Here is a 17,061-nt window from a genome sequence, read left to right as displayed (position 1 = left end):
CCCCCCCCGCCCCGGCCGGCCGCCCCCCCGCGGGGGGGGCGGCCCCCGCGGGGGGGGGGGCGGGGGGGGGCGCGGGGGGGCGGGGGGGGGGGGGGGGGCGGGGGCGGGCCGGCCCCCCCCCCCCCCCCCCCCCCCCCGGCGGGGGGGGGCCCCCCGCGGGGGGGGGGGGGGGGGCGCGAGCGGGCGAAATGCCGGCGTGCCCGACGGCGGCACCCGGGCAATACGCCCGCTCGCGTCGTCGCCGAGGTCGCGACCGCGGCAGGCTCGCCGAACCAGACGACCTGACGCCGCCCTCGCGGTCCCGACCGCTGCATTGAAAGGCGGCGGGCAGCGCTGCGCTCCGCGCCGGCGGGCGAAATGCCGCGGTCGCCACGCAGCCGGACCCCGGTGTTTCGCCCGCTCGGCCGCGGGCCGACTCCTCCACAGAGGCGCCGGAATCGCAGGCCGTCCACACGGGAGGCACGACGCACCACCGTCACGCCCGCTCGGCCCCACGATGTGGAGATGACCGCCAGACGCCGACTCCCGTTGACGCTGCGGGACGCCTCGTTCCGCGTCCGTGACGCACTGCATCGAGGGGTGTCCCGCGGCCGCCTCGAGGCACGTGACCTCGTCCGCCCGTTCCACGGCATCCGATCCGCGGTTCCGCCACGAACCGTCGACGAACGCGCCCGGTCACTGGCTCCTCGACTGCGCCCCGACCAGGTGTTCAGCCACGTCACGGCCGCCGCGATCCTCGGCATCCCACTCCCCCGCCGGTTCGAGGGCACACCACGGCTCCACGTCACGACGATCGGGGTCGATCAGGCGCTCCGTGTCCGCGGCGCCCTCGGACACCGCGCCCACCACGGCAGGGTCAGTGCGACGAACAGCCGAGGTGTGCGTCTGACGGCCCCGGCGGACACGTTCGTCGCCCTGAGCACGATGTTGACGCTCGACGAACTGATCATCGCGGGTGACGCCCTCGTCGGGTGGCTCGGATGGGCGACGCTCGACGAGCTCATCCAGGCCGTCGGCCGGCGGCGCGGGCTCCGGGGCGTCGTGAAACTGCGCCACGCTCTCGCGGAGATCAGACCGGGCTCACGCTCCCCAGGTGAGACCAGGGCACGGCTGGCCCTCGTCCGCCGTGGACTCCCGGAACCCGCCCTGAACCACGACGTGATCGTGGACGGCAGGTGGATCGCATGCGTGGACCTCGCCTACCCCGCAGCACGGGTGGCGATCGAGTACGAGAGTGATCTCCACCGCACCAACCCGGCCACCTTCCGGAAGGACCTCACCCGCGGTGAGCACTTGAAGGACGTGGACTGGTGGTTGGTCCGGGCCACTGCGGACGACGTGGGCCGAGGTGTCGATCGGTTCGTACAGCGTGTGAGACGCCTCCTGCATGCCGGGTTCCGCGCACCGCACGACCACCGCTTCGCGACGCTTCAGTGAACAATGGTTGACGCTTCAACCAAAAGGGTGCACACTGGCGTAGTATCAGGTTGATGCAGGCGCATGGATCGCGTCGCACCACAGACTCTCGTTCGGAAGAAGGACCACCATGACGCTCACCGCCACCACCATCCCCGGCTACCAGACCGGCACCTGGAAGATCGACCCCACCCACTCCGAGGTCACCTTCTCGGTCCGCCACCTCGCCATCAGCAAGGTCAAGGGCAAGTTCGAGACGTTCGACGCCACCGTCGTCACCGCCGAGAACCCCCTCGAGTCGACCGTCGAGGCGAACATCGACGTCGCGTCGATCAACACCGGCCAGGAGCAGCGCGACCAGCACCTGAAGACGAGCGACTTCTTCCTCACCGAGGAGCACCCGCAGCTCACCTTCCGCTCGACGAGCATCGAGGCCAAGGGCGATGACCTGCACATCGCTGGCGACCTGACCCTGCGCGGCGTCACCAAGCCCGTCGTCCTCAAGGCCGAGCTCGGTGGCTTCACGACCGACGGCTACGGCCAGGTCAAGTTCGGCGCCGAGGCGTCCACGAAGATCGACCGCACCGAGTTCGGCGTGAACTGGAACGCAGCACTCGAGGCCGGTGGCTTCACCCTCGGCAACGACGTGACGATCAACCTCGACGTCCAGTTCGTCCTCCAGGCGGCCTGAGTCCCTTCGGTCTCGCTGCCTGACTGAGGGCACCGAACAGCACCACCCGAACCCGAGACAAACGCCCCGGCTCCCCACGGAGCCGGGGCGTTCGTCGTTCCCGCCGGGCTTCGGGGGTGCGCGCGTGCCCACTGCCCGCCGCTGCGACCCGAGCGGGTGCTCCATCGCGAGCGCAACCGAGCAACCGAGCGAACGAACGAACGAACGGGCGAGCGGGCGGGCGGGCGAGCGAACGAACGGGCGAAATACCGGCCTCATCTCGAACTCGACCCCGGCATTCCGCCCGCTCGCCCAGGGACCACGCGCTGGCACGCCCCTCCGGTGTCAGCGCGTGCAGTGCGCGCCGAACCCCGCGCGGGCGTGAACGGGCGGAAACGTCCGGTGGGCGCGCGCACGACTGCGGCATTTCGCCCGCTCGGCCGGGCTCCTCGGCGTAGCGTTGGGCAGCGGACAGGGGCATGCCCGCAGGCACGGGAATCCGCACACCGGCCCCCGAGTTACAACGACACACGCACGACACGCACGACACGCACCACACGCACGACACGCACGACACGCACCGCCCGCACCACCCGCACCACCCGCACCACCCGCTCGACACGCACCACACGCACCGCACGCCAGCCCGACGAACAGGAGTACCACCATGGCCACCGACTGGATCGCGATGCAGGCCCTCGCGGCAGCCGAGTTCGGCCGCCGCGTCGCCGCCGTGACGGACTGGGACGCCGCCACCCCCGACTCCGAGTGGACCACCCGCGACCTCGTCACTCACGTGGTGGACGAGCAGCGCTGGATCCCGAAGCTCCTCACCGGATGCGACTACGCGCAGGCCGAAGCCGACCTCGAGTCCATCGGCGACGACCTCGTGTCCGAGTGGCAGCGCTTCGCGACCGCAGCGACCGATGCCTGGCGGAACGCCCCGCAGGACACTCCCGTGCACCTCAGCACCGATGTCGTGCCGGCTGGCCAGTACCTCACCGAGCAGACCAGCGACATCACCATCCACACGTGGGACCTGGCGCGGGCGACCGGCACGGACGAGTCCCTGCCGGACGAACTCGTGCAGGCGGTGTGGGAGTACTTCGAGCCGCAGATCGAGGACCTCGCGGCCACCGGCTTGTACGCCGCCCCGGTCGACGTCGACCAGGACGCCCCACTCCAGGTCCGCCTGCTCGCCGTCACCGGCCGCGATGCCAAGGTGAGCGCATGAGCGCCCAGGACAAGGCGGCAGTCACCACCACCCGCCTCGGCGCCTCCGGCCTCGAGATCAGCACCGTGATCCTCGGCATGATGTCCTACGGCGCCCCCGACCGTGGCTCGCACGCGTGGAGCGTCGGCATCGACGAGGCCCGCCCGTTCGTCCGTCGCGCGTTCGACGCCGGCATCACCACTTTCGACACGGCGAACGTGTACTCCGACGGCTCCAGCGAGGAGATCACCGGCACGCTCCTCAAGGAACTCGCTCCGCGCGAGGACGTCCAGGTCCTCACGAAGGTCTTCAACCGGATGCGGCCCGGTCGGAACGGCGCAGGGCTCTCCCGAGCCGCGATCATGCACGAGATCGACGCCTCGCTGACCCGGCTCGGCACCGACTACGTCGACCTGTACCAGATCCACCGCTTCGACCCGGTGACCCCGATCGAGGAGACGATGGAGGCCCTGCACGACGTCGTCAAGGCCGGCAAGGCCCGCTACCTCGGCGCGAGCAGCATGTGGACATGGCAGTTCGCGCAGATGCAGCACGTCGCCGACCTGCACGGTTGGACCCGCTTCGTCAGCATGCAGGACCAGTACAACCTGCTCGAACGCGAGGAAGAACGCGAGATGCACCCCTTCGCGCACGCGACGGGCGTCGGCGTGATCCCGTGGAGTCCCCTCGCCCGCGGCAAGGTCACCCGGCCGTGGGACGCCGACGGCTCCGGTTCGCGCGCGAGCACCGACGAGTTCGGCAAGACGCTCTACCGCCAGGACGAGGACGCGAACCGCGCGATCGTGGAAGCCGTCGAGTCGATCGCGAGCGACCGCGGCGTGAGCATGGCGCAGATCGCCCTCGCGTGGGTCGCGAGCAAGCCCGCGGTGAGCGCGCCGATCGTCGGTGCGACGAAGGAGCACCACATCGACGACGCGGTCGCGGCCGCCGCGATCACGCTGACCGACGACGAGGTGACGCGACTCGAGTCCGCGTACACGCCCCGGGTGCCGTCCGGTTTCTGACGCTCCCAAGAGCGGACGGGAGGCGCGGTGCCAGCTGGCACCGCGCCTCCCGTCCGTCTCCGGTCACGTCCACGACACGTGACACGCCGTCGTTTCAGGCGACGGCGCCGCGCTCGCGTTCGCGTTCGAGGCGCGCGATGCGCACGAGCGCGGCGCGCTCGGTGCCGGTCTGGTTGCCGAGCACCCCGCCGATCCCGTCGAGCACGAGTCCGGTCGCCCGGCCGACGGGCAGTTCGACGGGGCCGATCGCGGGGGCCCGCAGGCCGAGCATCGAGCGGTGGCGGGGGTCGAGGGTCGAGACGGCGCCCTGGAACAGCGCCTGGTAGCCGGGCCGCAGCATCAGCGCGAGCGGCGGGTTCTTGATGAACTTGACGACGTCGCGGGTGCGGGCCGTGACGGCCAGTTCGCCGCGGTCGAGGTACCCGTCCATCTGGGCGCGGAGCTCGGCCTCGGACTCCGGGGCGTCCTCGACGCGCATGAGCCGGCCGGCGGTGGCCCACTCGCGGACGTAGGCGTCGGCACCACCGGGGATCGGGCCGCCCCAGCGCTGCGCAGCGCGGAGGAACGCGTCGGTGAAGGCGAGGTGCACCCAGCGCGCCAGGTCGGGGTCGTTCGCCGCGTAGTCGCGTGCGATGCCGTGGCCGTCGACGTACTGGCCGCGAACTCGCTCGTGCAGGCGCAGCACCCACTCGCTCGCACCACGGGCGGTCGCGGTGTCGCCGTGCGAGACCGTGTAGATCCACCGGATGGTGCCGGCGAGTCGGCCGAACGGGTCCTCGCGGTAGCGGGAGTGGTCGGCGACGCCGGCGAGGGCTCCCGGGTGCAGGGCCTGCACGAGGAGTGCGCGGACCCCGGCGACGATCGTCTGCTTGCCGCCGTGCACCGCCCACGTCGCGGAACCGGGGCCGAAGAAGCCGGCGTCGGTGCCGTCCTCGAGTTCGTCGATCCACTCCGGCTTGCTCGTCGCCCCACCGGTGAACGTGTCGTTGAGGCGGGAGCGGAAGGCATCGGAGACGGAGGGCATGGCGTCATCGTCCGTCCGTCCCCTGGGAGCGCGCTCGGCTTCGTGCACCCCGGTGGCGCCCGATGCCGGCCGATGCTTCCCAGCGGGCGCCGGGGTGGCCCGCTAGGTTGGGACGCGTGAGCATCGACACGCCTCGTCCCTGGCTTGCCTCGTACGCGCAGGGGGTCCCGCACGACATCGAGGAACAGCACGGTTCCCTGATCGACCTGGTCGAGGAATCGGCGCGACGGTTCCCGGGCAGGGTCGCGCTCGAGTTCTTCAAGCGGACCACCAGCTACGCCGACCTGCAGGAGCAGATCCTCCGCGCGGCGAACGGCCTCCGCAAGCTCGGCGTCGGTGCCGGCGACCGGGTGGCGATCGTGCTGCCGAACTGCCCGCAGCACATCGTGGCGTTCTACGCCGTCCTGCGCCTCGGCGCGATCGTGGTCGAGCACAACCCGCTGTACACGCCGCGCGAGCTCCGCCACCAGTTCGAGGACCACGGCGCCAAGGTCGCGATCGCCTGGGACAAGTCCGTCGCGACGCTGCAGGACTTCCCCGCCGACGTGAAGCTCGACGCGATCGTGTCGGTCGACCTGACCCGCGCGATGCCCCGCAGCACCCGGCTCGCCCTGGCCCTGCCGGTGGCGAAGGCCCGCGAGTCCCGCGCGAAGCTCACCACCGCGGTGCGCGGCACGACGAAGTGGGACGACCTGGTCCACACCCGCAAGCTGTCGAAGCGCCACACGCGGCCGTCGACGGACGACATCGCCCTGATCCAGTACACCTCGGGCACCACCGGTACGCCGAAGGGCGCGGTCCTCACGCACCGGAACCTGCTGGCCAACGCCGCACAGGCCCGCGCCTGGGTGCCGCAGATCCGCCGGGGCGACAACGTCGTGTACGCGGTGCTGCCGATGTTCCACGCCTACGGCCTCACGCTGTGCCTGACCTTCGCGATGAGCATGGCCTCGCGGCTCGTGCTGTTCCCGACGTTCGACCCGGCGCTCGTGCTCACCGCGATCAAGAAGCACCCGCCGACGTTCCTGCCCGCCGTCCCGCCGATCTACGCCCGGCTGCAGCACGCCGCCGACTCGGCGAAGGTCTCGCTCGAGGGCATCGAGATCGGCATCTCGGGCGCCATGCCGCTGTCGCAGGACATCGTCGAACCGTGGGAAGCCCGGACCGGCGGGTACCTGGTCGAGGGCTACGGGCTGTCCGAGTGTTCCCCCGTGCTGATGGCGAACCCGGTGTCCCCGGCACGTCGCCTCGGCTCCATCGGGCTGCCGTTGTCCTCCACCGAGGCCCGCGTGGTCGACCCCGACGACAGCACGAAGGTGCTCGACGTCGACGAGCCCGGTGAGCTGCAGGTCCGCGGGCCGCAGGTGTTCCGCGGCTACTGGGGCAAGGCCGAGGCCACGGACGAGGTCTTCACCCCCGACGGCTGGTTCCGCACCGGCGACATCGTGGCCATCGGCGCCGACGGCTACGTCCGGATCGTCGACCGCCTGAAGGAGCTCATCATCACGGGCGGCTTCAACGTGTCGCCGTCCGAGGTCGAGGACGCCCTGCTCAAGCACCCGAGCGTCAAGGAGGTCGCGGTCGTCGGCATCACGCAGGGCGGCAACGAGCAGGTCGTCGCCGCCGTCGTGCCGAAGGACCCGTCCTCGTTCGACGCCGCGGCGCTGCGGGCGTGGGCGCGTGACCAGCTGGCGGCGTACAAGGTGCCGCGTCGGGTCGTCGTGGTCGAGGACCTGCCGCGCTCGATGATCGGCAAGGTGCTGCGGCGGAAGGTGCGCGACCAGATCCTCGCCGACGACTGACGGCTGACGACTGACTGACGACTGACGTCGTCGGTGCCCGACGCGCGTCAGCGCAGACGTCGCCCCGGCACCGCGAGCACGGCGAGCCCGGCCACCACGAGCGCGATGCCGACCCACCCCGTCGCGCCGAGGTGCTCCCCGACGACGAGCACGGCGAGCACCGCTGCCACCACGGGCTCGAGCAACGACACCAGGGTCGCGACCGAGGCACCGACGGACCGCAACCCCACGGCGTACAGCGAGTGCCCGAGGACCGTCGGCACCAGCGCGAGGTACAGGAACACCGGCCAGTTGCCGCCCTCGCCGAGGGACGGTGCGCCGGCGACGACCACGAGCACGACGAGCGGCACGGCAGCGATGCCGAACACGGCGCCGACGAGCCCCCGGCCGTTCGGCAGCCCCGCCGCGACGGCTTCGACCCCGGGGCCGCCCGGCACCGACACCGCCCCGGCCGCCGCGTGCAGCCCTCGCGCCACCGCCCACGAGTACAGCGCGTAGGTGAGTCCGGCGAGCAGGGCACTGGCGATCCCGAGCGCGAGCGCACCACCACCGTCGTCGTGTTCCGACCGCGCCAAGGTCACGACGACCATGCCGGCCACGCTCACCAGGGTGGCGATGATCCACCTGCCGGTGACGGGCCTCCTGTCCGACACCCACTCGACGAGCCCCGCGAACACGGGTGACGACCCGATGGCGATGGTGGTGCCGAGGGCGACGCCCGCGTCGGCGAGGGCTGCGTAGAAGGCGACCGCGTAGACGACGAGCGCCCCCGCGCCGAGCAGCGCCCACCCCCGCGTGCGACGCTCGGCGACGGCGCGGAGGGTGCCGCGTCCGGCGACGGCGGCGAGCACGAGTCCACCGATCCCGAACGTGACGGCGCCGAAGACGAAGGCGGGGACGCCCGGGGCGAAGTGCGTCGCGGTGCCGGTGGTCCCCCAGACCGCGGCGGCGACGACCACCGCCGCGAGCCCACCGGCGGGCGTCGGGACCCGGCGCCCGCCGGTGGGACCCGTCACGAGACGTGGATGGACGGCCGGCGGTGGACGTCCGGTTCGGCTTCGCGCAGGACCTCGCGCGTGACGGGCGCGACGTCACCGGCACCGGTGAACACGAACCGCAGGGCGTTCCGGATCGGGCTGCCCTCGTTCCACTCGAAGTAGATGCTCGGGACGACCCCGGCGGTGTCCCGGATCGCGAGCAGGGTCGAGGCGATGGTGTTCGGCACGTTGCCGGACCGGACCCGGAGCACACGGTGTCCGTGCACGACGTGCCCCTCGACCAGCAGGTCCTCTTCGAAGTCGGACGAGTCGGCGGGCAGCACCTCGAGGAACATCGTCGGGACGCGCGCGGGGATGCCGGAGTCGCGCCGTTCCTCGCGCCCCTTCGCCCGGTACGCCTCGGCGGTGCCGGCACCCGGCTCGTTCGCGATGATGCAGACCGCGCTGAACTGGTCGGCGTCGGCCTCGACGAACTGCCGGGCCGTTGCGTCCAGCTCGATCGACGACGCGCGGAGCTCGAACGACCGGCGCACCCGTGAGACGAGCGACACCACGACGATGGCGATGATGAAGATCGCCGCGATCCGGACGCCGTCGGGCCGCTCGATGACGTTCGCGACCGTCGTGTAGACGAACACGACCGAGATGACGCCGAACGCGATGGTGCGCTTCTTCTGCTGCCGGCGACGGGCCGACAGGGTGACCGCGACCGCGGCGCTCGTGATCAGGACGAGCACGCCGGTGGCGTAGGCCCCGCCCTGGGCGTCGACGTTCGCCCGGAACACGATCGTGATCAGGAAGGCGATGAGCGTGAAGATGATGACGAGCGGCCGGGTCGCCCGCGCCCACTGCGGAGCCATGCCGTAGCGGGGCAGGAACCGCGGCACCAGGTTGAGCAGGCCGGCCATCGCGCTCGCGCCGGCGAACCACAGGATCGCGACGGTCGAGAAGTCGTAGATCGATCCGAACACCCCACCGAGGTACTGGTGCGCCAGGAAGGCCAGTGCCCGCCCGTTCGCACCGCCGCCCGGCTGGAACTCGTGCTGCGGGATGAGGAACGTCGTCGCGATCGACGAGGTGATCAGGAACGAGCTCATGATCACGGCCGCGACGGTCAGGAGCCGCTTGGTGCCTCGGATCCGTCCCTCGGGCCGAGCACTCGTGTCGTCCGATGCGTCGCCGCGCACCTGCGGCATCACCGCGACGCCGGTCTCGAACCCGGACAGGCCGAGCGCGAGCTTCGGGAACACGACGAGCGCGATGCCGACCATGACGAGGGGGTTGCTGTGCTGCGCGGTGAGCCCCGACCACCAGTCGCTGGCGACCATCGGGTGCTCGAAGACGTGCCAGAGCGCGACCACCACGACGACGGCGTTCAGCGCGAGGAACACCGCGACGAGGCCGACCGCGATGCCGATCGCCTCCTTGAAGCCGCGGAGGAACACCACGCCGAGCAACAGCAGCAGCGCGAGGGTGAGCGGGACGGGGATCTCGGTGAACCAGTGCGGCGTGTACGGGTTCTCGGCGATGTGCGCCGTGGCGTCCGCCGCCGACAGCGTCATCGTGATCATGAAGTCGGTGACCGCGAACCCGAGCAGGACGAGCACCAGGAGCTTGCCGGCCCACCACGGCAGGAGCTTCTCGAGCATCATGATCGACCCGGCACCGCGGAAGCTGTCACTCGCGACCCGGCGGTACACCGGCAGCGCGCCGAACAGCGTGACGAGCACGAGCACGATCGTGGCGATCGGCGACAGAAGGCCCGCGGCGAGCGCCGCGATCGCCGGCTGGTACCCGAGGGTCGAGAAGTAGTCGACGCCGGTCAGGCACATGACCCGCCACCACGGGTGGGTCTTCTCGACCTCGACCTGGTGCGGACCCTGGTGGGATGCCCCTTGGTGGGCGCCCTGCAGCATCCAGCGACGCACTCGGGTGCTGCGGTCGAGGGGTGGCTCCGTGGCGTCGCGCTGGGCGGCCCGCTCGGCGTCTGTCGCGGTCACGTGGACGATGCTAAGCCGTCCGGGTGACGCACGCGCGCACCCGGACGGCCCCTGTGGACAACCCCGTCCGGCCACCGCCGGACGACCCGGTACGGCTCCCGCCGGGCAACCCCGTCCGGCTCCCGCCGGACAACCCCGTCCGGCTCCCGCCGGACAACCCCGTCCGGCTACCGCGGGGGCCGGGTGAACACCGCCACCAGCCCCGCCACCACCAGCAGGGCCCCGGCAGCCAGGCAGGCCGCCAGCAACAGGGTGGTCGGGTCGACCGAGAACACCGGGATCGCACTCACGGCCATCGCGACCGCGAACACGAACAGCACCACACCCCAGAAGATCGTGCCGAAGCGTGCACCACGGCGCGCCCGCGCGGGTTCCGGTGCCGGTACCGGCGCCGCAGGTGGGAACGTCTGGGTCGTCTCGTCGTCGTTCGTCATCGTCTCGTCCTTCACTCGTTGACGGTCAGCGCACGGGGCACGTCGGCGGCGCCCCCGAGGATCCACACGTGCACGGTCGTCGTCCCGCCCGCGTCGGCACCGGCGGACCGTGCCGCCCGGTTCTCGACGGTGGTCGTGCTGAACAGCCCACCGCTGCCGTCGTCGCCATCGTCGCCGTCGGTGTCGACGCCGTACCCGACGCCGCTCACCTCGACCCGGACCGGCACGTCGGTCGGCAGCAGCACCTCGGCCCCGCCGGCGCCGAGCCACAGGTTCACGTCCCCGCCGGCGTCGGTCTCGTCGAGGCCGCGCAGGTCGAGGGTCGGTCCGCCGACGAGCATCGCGTAGTTCCGTTCCGATCCGGCGGCGACGCTGTCGACCCGCCAGGTGGTCCCGCCGATCAGCGAGACCTGCGTGCCGGCGGGGAGCACCCCGGTGACGACCAGGGCGACGACCCCGATCGTCGAGAACAGTCCGAGGGCGCCGTCGTCGCGTCCCCGGATCCCGGCGACGATGGTCGCGATCGCCAGCACGGCGACGGCCGCGGCGATGCCGAGCACCGCCACCGGCCAGGCCTCCGCCTGCGCCCAGACCGCGACGCCGGCCCCGGCGACGAGCGCCAGCCCGAGCGACACGGCGACGTACGCCGCGCTCGACCGTCGCTCGGTGCGGGTCGCGCGCCACTCGGCCGCCCGCTCCCGTTCGGCGCGCATCCGCTCGTCGTGTCGCCGCTGTCGGTCCTGCGGGGTGCCGGGGGCGTTCCACTGCCAGGAGGCCCGGCCCGCGTCCGACGTTTCCCCTGCGTCCGCCGTCCACGTGGCTCCACCGGCCGGGCGCGGGTCGTCGGGGCTCGTCCAGAAGTCGCGCCGTGTCCCCGCTGCCGCGGCGGCGCCAGCGTCGGGCGTCGGCCCGTCGGCACGACGACGCGCGACCACCACGGCCAGCCAGACGATCCCGCCGACGAGCGCGATGCTCCACGCCGTGCGCAGGGTCGCCTCGAGCCAGCCGGGCATCCCCCACGCCGAGGGCACGCCCTGCCACCAGATCCCCTGGACCGCGGGCACGAAGGTCAGCACCACGAAGACGCCGATCCCGATGAGCGCCGGATCGAGCACGCCGCGGATCATCCGCTCGACGTGGATCCGTCCCGTGGTGTCCGGCAGCAGCGCCCACCCGACGGCGTACGCCAGGAAGACCGGACCGCCGAGCAGGGCGACGACGATCGCGACGCCGCGGACGACGAGCGGGTCGAGTCCGGTGCGTCGGGCCACGGCACCGCAGACGCCGGCGAGCCAGCGGTCGTCGGTGCGGGCGACGTCGAGTCCGCGGATCCAGTCGAAGAACCGGGCCGTCGAGTCGGCGGTGCCGGCAGCCGGGCCGGGAGCCGTGTCGTGCTGGTGATCGGTCATGGTCCCCAGCATCCCGGCCCGCGGTGGCGGACACCATCGGGGTTCCCCCTGACCGGTCCCTGATCCCTGCCCCGATCCCTGCTGGTGCGGGCGCCCGAGTGCCAGGATTGGCCCATGGCCACCGCTCGGATGACCCGCCCGACCCCCAGGGTCCTCGGCGGTGTCTGCAGCGGGTTCGCGACGCACACCGGTCTGCCACTCGGGGCCGTCCGGGCGGCGACGGCGGTCCTTGCCGTGTGCGGCGGGGCCGGGGTCCTGCTCTACGCGTGGCTGTGGGCCACCACCCCGAGCGCGACGGCGGCCGCGACGTCACCGCTCAAGGCCGTCCTCACGGCGCCCCGTGCGAACGGCGACGGCGACGCCGACGCGACCGTGACCGTGAGCCGTCGAGCACCCGTCGTGGAGATCCTGCTCGGACTCGCACTGCTCGCCGCTGCGGGCGCGATCGTCGCCGTACGGCTCGGCGCCCAGGTCCCGCTCGAGGTCGTCGTGCCCGGCGTCGTGGTCGTCACCGGTGCTGCCCTGGCCTGGCGGCAGTTCGACGCCCTCCGCACCGTCCGGGCCGCGGCGTCGTCGACCCTGGTCGTCCGGGCCCTCGGTGCGCTGGTGCTCGTCGTGCTCGGCATCCTGTTGTTCTTCACCACGAGCGACCGGCCGAACGTGTGGACGGTGCTCAGCGCAGCGGTCGCCGTGCTGCTCGGCGTCGCCGTGGTCGTCGCCCCCTGGGTCGTGCGGCTCGTCCGGGACCTCGCCGACGAACGCGCGGCACGGGTCCGCGACCTCGAGCGCGCCGAACTCGCCGCGCACCTGCACGACTCGGTGCTGCAGACGCTCGCGCTCATCCAGCAGAAGGCCGAGCCCGGCTCCGATGCCGCACGGCTCGCTCGGGCGCAGGAACGCGAACTGCGGTCGTGGTTGTTCGCCGAGCAGACCGAGCCGGCCCGTGACCTCGGTGCCGAGCTGCGCGACGCCGCCGCCGACATCGAGGCCGAGTACCCGGTCCGCATCGACGTCATCGCGGTCGGCCCGTCGCGCACCGACCTGCCCGACGGTGTCGTCGCCGCTGCCCGCGAGGCGATGCTCAACGCCGCCCGGCACGCCGGCGGCACGATCAGCGTGTACGCCGAGACCGCGCAGGACGTCGTCGAGGTCAGCATCCGCGACCGTGGGCCGGGCTTCGACCCCGCCGCCGTGCCCGAGGGCCGGTACGGCGTGCGCGAGTCGATCACCGGGCGGCTGCACCGGCTCGGCGGCCGGGCGACCATCGCCCCGGGGCCCGGTCGCACCGGGACCGAGGTCCGGCTCCGGCTGCCGCTCGCGCCCACCGACCCCCACCACGAGGAGGACGCATGACCGAGCCCGACCTGCTCACCGTCGCCGTCGTCGACGACCACTCCATCTTCCGAGCCGGCGTGCGTGCCGGACTGCCACCGGGCCTCCAGGTCGTGGGTGAAGCCGCCACCGTCGACGAAGCCGTGACGCTCGTGGCGACCACCGCACCCCGTGTCGTCCTGCTCGACGTCCACCTGCCCGGCGGAGCCGGCGGTGGCGGCGCCGAGGTAATCACGCGGTCCGCTGCCGAGCACCCGGGCACGCTGTTCCTCGCGCTGAGCGTGTCCGACGCGGCCGACGACGTCGTGCGGGTGATCCGGGCCGGGGCCCGCGGGTACATCACGAAGAGTTCGTCGAGCGCCGAGGTGGCCGAGGCCGTCCGACGGGTGGCGGAGGGCGACGCGGTGTTCTCGCCCCGCCTGGCCGGCTTCGTGCTCGACGCCTTCGGCGCGGTGAGCGGCGAGACCGCGCAGCACGACGCGGAACTCGACCGGTTGTCGGCACGCGAGCAGGAGGTGATGCGCCTCATCGCGCGCGGGTACGCCTACAAGGAGGTGGCGGCGGAGCTCTTCATCTCGGTGAAGACCGTCGAGACCCACGTTTCGAGCGTGCTGCGGAAGCTGCAGCTGTCGAACCGGCACGAGCTGACGGCGTGGGCGCTGCAGCGCAAGCTGCTCTGAGCGCCCACGCGGTCACTTCGCGCTGATGCGGGCTGGATGGTGCAGTCTTGTTCACCGCCCCGACGGTCTCACTTCGCGCTGATGCGGGTGTACTTGTTGACCGCCCACGGCACGAACACGACGAGCATCACGGCGATCCCGATCAGCACCGTCACGATCGGGTGCTGCATCGTCCAGATGTCCGGCACCGGCGCCGACCCGACGTTGCCGAACAGCTCGCGGGCCGCCTGCACGAGCGACGACACCGGGTTCCACTCCGCGAACACCCGCAGCACCAGGGGCAGCGTGTCGCTCGGCACGAACGCGTTCGAGATGAACGTCAGCGGGAACAGGATCATGAACGAGGCGTTGTTGATGACCTCCGGCGTCTTGACGCTCATCCCGAGCAGCGCCATCACCCAGCTGAACGCGTAGCTGAACAGCAGCAGCAGGGCGATGCCGGCCAGGAACTCGAGCGGCGACGAGTTCACCCGCCACCCGACGGCCAGCCCGGTGAGCATCATGATCGCCATCGAGATCGAGTTGAGCACGAGGTCGGAGTTGGTCCGGCCGACGAGCACCGCGGACGCCGACATCGGCAGCGTGCGGAACCGGTCGATCAGGCCTTCCTTCAGGTCCTGCGCCATCGCCGAGCCCGAGAACGTGGCCCCGAAGACAACGGTCTGCGCGAAGATCCCCGCCATCAGGAACTGCGTGTAGTCGGTGCCCTCGACCGCGATCGCGCCGCCGTAGACCTGGCTGAAGAGCAGGACGAACATGATGGGCTGCAGCACCGCGAACACGAGCATGTCCGGCGACCGCTTGATCTTGATGAGGTTCCGCTTGGTGACGGTCCAGCCGTCCTCGAACCAGATGGCGACCGGCGAGGTGACGACGACGGGCAGTTGCCGACCCGGCGCGATGGTGGTGGCGGTCATCGGGCCGTCTCCTTCTGCTTGGTGGCGGCGGCTTCGTCGGCCTCGTCCTCGGTCGCAGCGTGGCCGGTGAGCCGCAGGAACACGTCGTCGAGGGTCGGTCGGCGCATGCCCGCGTCGTGCAGCTCGATGCCGGCGTCGCCGAGGTCGGCGAGCACCCGTTGCAGCGCGGTGGGGCCGGCCTCGACCGCGATGGCGTGGGTGCGGCCGTCACCAGAGGCCTCGACGTCGCCGACGCCGTAGCGCCGCAGGACGGTCGTCACGGCGTCACCGTCGGTCTCGTCCACCAGGGTCACGACGACCCGGTGGCCGCCGACCTGCGCCTTGAGGTGGTCGGCGGTGCCCTCGGCGATGACCCGGCCGTCGTCGATGACCGCGATGTCGTCGGCGAGCCGGTCGGCTTCTTCGAGGTACTGCGTGGTGAGCAGGACCGTGGCGCCCTGGGCCACCAGGTCTTCGATGATGCCCCAGAGCGCCAGCCGGCTGCGGGGGTCGAGGCCCGTGGTCGGTTCGTCGAGGAACAGCACGCGCGGGTTCATCACGAGGGCTCCGGCGAGGTCGATCCGTCGCCGCATGCCACCGGAGAAGCCCTTCACCGGGCGGTCTCCGGCCTCGGCCAGGTCGAACACGTCGATGAGCTCCCGGGCACGCTCCCGCGACGTCTTCCGGCCCAGGTGGTAGAGCCGCCCGATCATCTCGAGGTTCTCGAAGCCGGTCAGGTTCTCGTCGACCGCGGCGTACTGCCCGGACACCCCGATGGACCGCCGGGTGGCCTGCGGGTCGGCGATCACGTCGATGCCGTCGATCGTGGCCGTCCCGGAGTCCGGGGTGATGAGGGTGGTCAGCACCTTCACGGTCGTGGTCTTGCCCGCCCCGTTCGGCCCGAGCAACGCCTTCACGGTGCCCTGCGGCACGGACAGGTCGAGTCCGGCCAGTGCGTGCACCGGCCCGGACTTCGACCGGTAGGTCTTGGTCAGCCCGGAGGCTTCGATGATGGCCATGTCGCTCCCTTGTCGACCACGGAGAATATCAGTGGGTCGGTGGGAACTCGTGACCGGTCACTCAGATGCCGAAGTCACCACCGAAGTCACTGGAGCCACCGCCGAAGTCGGATCCGCTGTCGCCCCAGCCCGCACTCTCGAACCCGCCGCCGTCGGACGCGCCACCGTCGGACGCACCGCCGTCACCGGAGTCGGCTCCAGTGTCCTCCGAACCACCGTCACCCGCAGCGTCAGTACCGCCATCGAACGATCCGGGGTCCGGCAGGAAGGCGCTCATGATCGCCGAACCGATGACGTAACCGGCCACGGTGCCGAGGATCGAGGCACCGATCATGCTGCCGAACGACGGTCCGCCGCGCTGCCCGCCGAAGCGGCCACCGCCACCGACGCCACCGAGCGAGCGCTCCATGAAGCCCGGCTGGCGGATCTCGGACCGCGTCGCCGACTGCGCGAGCGAGCGGGGGTCGTCGCCGCGAGGGGCCTCGCCGGGAGGCGCCGTGCGGGTGAACTCGTCGTAGACCATGCGGCGCTGTTCGTCGGTCAGCTTCGCGAATGCCTCGGCATGGACCTCTTCGATGCGCTCGGGCGGCGCCGTGCGGAGCAGGTAGCGGTACCGCTCCACCGCGCGCTCGTCGTCGGTCGTCGCGCCCAGCTGCTGCGCGGGTGCACCGCCCCACTGCGGCACGCCGTACTGGCCGCCCTGCTGCTGCCCGGCCGGCACCCCCGTCGGCGCGGGCTGGTGGTACGACTGCTGGCCGTACCGGTAGCCCTGTTGCTGCGGTTGCTGCGGCTGCCCCCACTGGTTCTGCTGCGCGTCGTACTGCTGCGCGTCACCGGTGCGGTCGCGGTCCGGACGTCCGAGCAGGCGGTCGAGGAATCCCATGGTCGATGCTCCTTCGGGTGCACGGGTGATCCGGTCGGACCGCCCGTGGCCTGCCACCCTATGGAGCGCGGTCGGCCGCTGACTGAGCGCCCGCTCAGAGTCAGCCGTGCGCCGCCGCGCCCGCGGGCGCACCGTGCGCACCTGCACGACCCGTGCCGGGTCGGCAGCACCGTGCGCGCCTACAGCACCGCACCCAGCGGCCAACCCCGCACCAGAACGCGGACCCCGCACCGTGCGCACCACCCGCCCGACAGGAGGCC

General features: G+C 72.0%; 15 protein-coding genes. 7 read left to right on the top strand and 8 right to left on the bottom strand.

The window, feature by feature from the left end; all coding sequences use genetic code 11:
- Nucleotides 1-504 precede the first annotated feature (504 nt).
- The 4 genes from EDF40_RS04205 (at nucleotide 505) to EDF40_RS04190 (ending at nucleotide 4,324) form a co-directional block, all read left to right on the top strand.
- Nucleotides 505-1,437 (top strand): hypothetical protein, encoded by a 933-nt coding sequence (locus EDF40_RS04205; RefSeq protein WP_123340769.1) that lies wholly within the window; start codon nucleotides 505-507, stop codon nucleotides 1,435-1,437.
- A 109-nt stretch (nucleotides 1,438-1,546) separates the two neighbouring features.
- A complete protein-coding gene (locus tag EDF40_RS04200) occupies nucleotides 1,547-2,107 on the top strand; it encodes a YceI family protein (protein ID WP_123340768.1) in 561 nt (186 codons plus the stop codon).
- A gap of 646 nt (nucleotides 2,108-2,753) precedes the next feature.
- Nucleotides 2,754-3,320 (top strand): TIGR03086 family metal-binding protein, encoded by a 567-nt coding sequence (locus tag EDF40_RS04195; RefSeq protein ID WP_123294035.1) that lies wholly within the window; start codon nucleotides 2,754-2,756, stop codon nucleotides 3,318-3,320.
- A complete protein-coding gene (locus EDF40_RS04190; protein WP_123340767.1) occupies nucleotides 3,317-4,324 on the top strand; it encodes an aldo/keto reductase in 1,008 nt (335 codons plus the stop codon). Before EDF40_RS04195 ends, EDF40_RS04190 begins: the two co-directional genes overlap by 4 nt.
- 94 nt (nucleotides 4,325-4,418) lie before the next feature.
- On the opposite strand, the gene EDF40_RS04185 is transcribed toward EDF40_RS04190, so the two are convergent.
- Nucleotides 4,419-5,348 (bottom strand): oxygenase MpaB family protein, encoded by a 930-nt coding sequence (locus tag EDF40_RS04185; RefSeq protein WP_123340766.1) that lies wholly within the window; start codon nucleotides 5,346-5,348, stop codon nucleotides 4,419-4,421.
- 116 nt (nucleotides 5,349-5,464) lie between these two features.
- Between EDF40_RS04185 and EDF40_RS04180 the strand changes: the two genes are divergently transcribed.
- Nucleotides 5,465-7,150 carry a long-chain-fatty-acid--CoA ligase gene (locus EDF40_RS04180; protein WP_123340765.1) on the top strand — a complete coding sequence of 562 codons (1,686 nt, stop codon included), beginning with the start codon at nucleotides 5,465-5,467 and terminating at the stop codon, nucleotides 7,148-7,150.
- Nucleotides 7,151-7,197: 47 nt separating this feature from the next.
- Here EDF40_RS04180 and EDF40_RS04175 read toward each other — a convergent pair whose 3' ends face one another.
- The 4 genes from EDF40_RS04175 to EDF40_RS04160 form a co-directional block, all read right to left on the bottom strand.
- Nucleotides 7,198-8,166 carry a DMT family transporter gene (locus EDF40_RS04175; protein WP_123340764.1) on the bottom strand — a complete coding sequence of 323 codons (969 nt, stop codon included), beginning with the start codon at nucleotides 8,164-8,166 and terminating at the stop codon, nucleotides 7,198-7,200.
- Nucleotides 8,163-10,064, bottom strand: coding sequence for an amino acid transporter (locus EDF40_RS04170; RefSeq protein WP_243648898.1), 1,902 nt, complete (start codon nucleotides 10,062-10,064; stop codon nucleotides 8,163-8,165). Before EDF40_RS04170 ends, EDF40_RS04175 begins: the two co-directional genes overlap by 4 nt.
- Nucleotides 10,065-10,315: 251 nt before the next feature.
- Nucleotides 10,316-10,582, bottom strand: a complete 267-nt coding sequence (locus EDF40_RS04165; protein ID WP_148053876.1) for a hypothetical protein — start codon at nucleotides 10,580-10,582, stop codon at nucleotides 10,316-10,318.
- An 11-nt stretch (nucleotides 10,583-10,593) separates the two neighbouring features.
- Nucleotides 10,594-11,991 (bottom strand): PspC domain-containing protein, encoded by a 1,398-nt coding sequence (locus tag EDF40_RS04160; protein WP_185002729.1) that lies wholly within the window; start codon nucleotides 11,989-11,991, stop codon nucleotides 10,594-10,596.
- 114 nt (nucleotides 11,992-12,105) lie between these two features.
- On the opposite strand from EDF40_RS04160, the gene EDF40_RS04155 reads away from it, so the two are divergent.
- Both EDF40_RS04155 and EDF40_RS04150 read left to right on the top strand, forming a co-directional pair.
- Nucleotides 12,106-13,344 carry an ATP-binding protein gene (locus EDF40_RS04155; RefSeq protein ID WP_123340760.1) on the top strand — a complete coding sequence of 413 codons (1,239 nt, stop codon included), beginning with the start codon at nucleotides 12,106-12,108 and terminating at the stop codon, nucleotides 13,342-13,344.
- Entirely contained in the window at nucleotides 13,341-14,003 is a 663-nt protein-coding gene (locus tag EDF40_RS04150) for a response regulator transcription factor (protein ID WP_123340759.1), read from the top strand. Before EDF40_RS04155 ends, EDF40_RS04150 begins: the two co-directional genes overlap by 4 nt.
- Before the next feature lie 68 nt (nucleotides 14,004-14,071).
- On the opposite strand, the gene EDF40_RS04145 is transcribed toward EDF40_RS04150, so the two are convergent.
- The 3 genes from EDF40_RS04145 to EDF40_RS04135 form a co-directional block, all read right to left on the bottom strand.
- Complete coding sequence (locus EDF40_RS04145) at nucleotides 14,072-14,920, bottom strand: ABC transporter permease (RefSeq protein WP_123294045.1); 849 nt, start codon at nucleotides 14,918-14,920, stop codon at nucleotides 14,072-14,074.
- Nucleotides 14,917-15,918, bottom strand: a complete 1,002-nt coding sequence (locus tag EDF40_RS04140) for an ATP-binding cassette domain-containing protein (protein WP_123340758.1) — start codon at nucleotides 15,916-15,918, stop codon at nucleotides 14,917-14,919. Before EDF40_RS04140 ends, EDF40_RS04145 begins: the two co-directional genes overlap by 4 nt.
- A gap of 61 nt (nucleotides 15,919-15,979) precedes the next feature.
- Entirely contained in the window at nucleotides 15,980-16,801 is an 822-nt protein-coding gene (locus EDF40_RS04135) for a hypothetical protein (protein WP_260213515.1), read from the bottom strand.
- Nucleotides 16,802-17,061 lie beyond the last annotated feature (260 nt).

This window comes from Curtobacterium sp. PhB170 (genome assembly GCF_003752345.1).
Classification (GTDB): domain Bacteria; phylum Actinomycetota; class Actinomycetes; order Actinomycetales; family Microbacteriaceae; genus Curtobacterium.
Note: the sequence above shows the minus strand (reverse complement) of the source record. Positions and strands in the feature narration are given on the sequence as shown.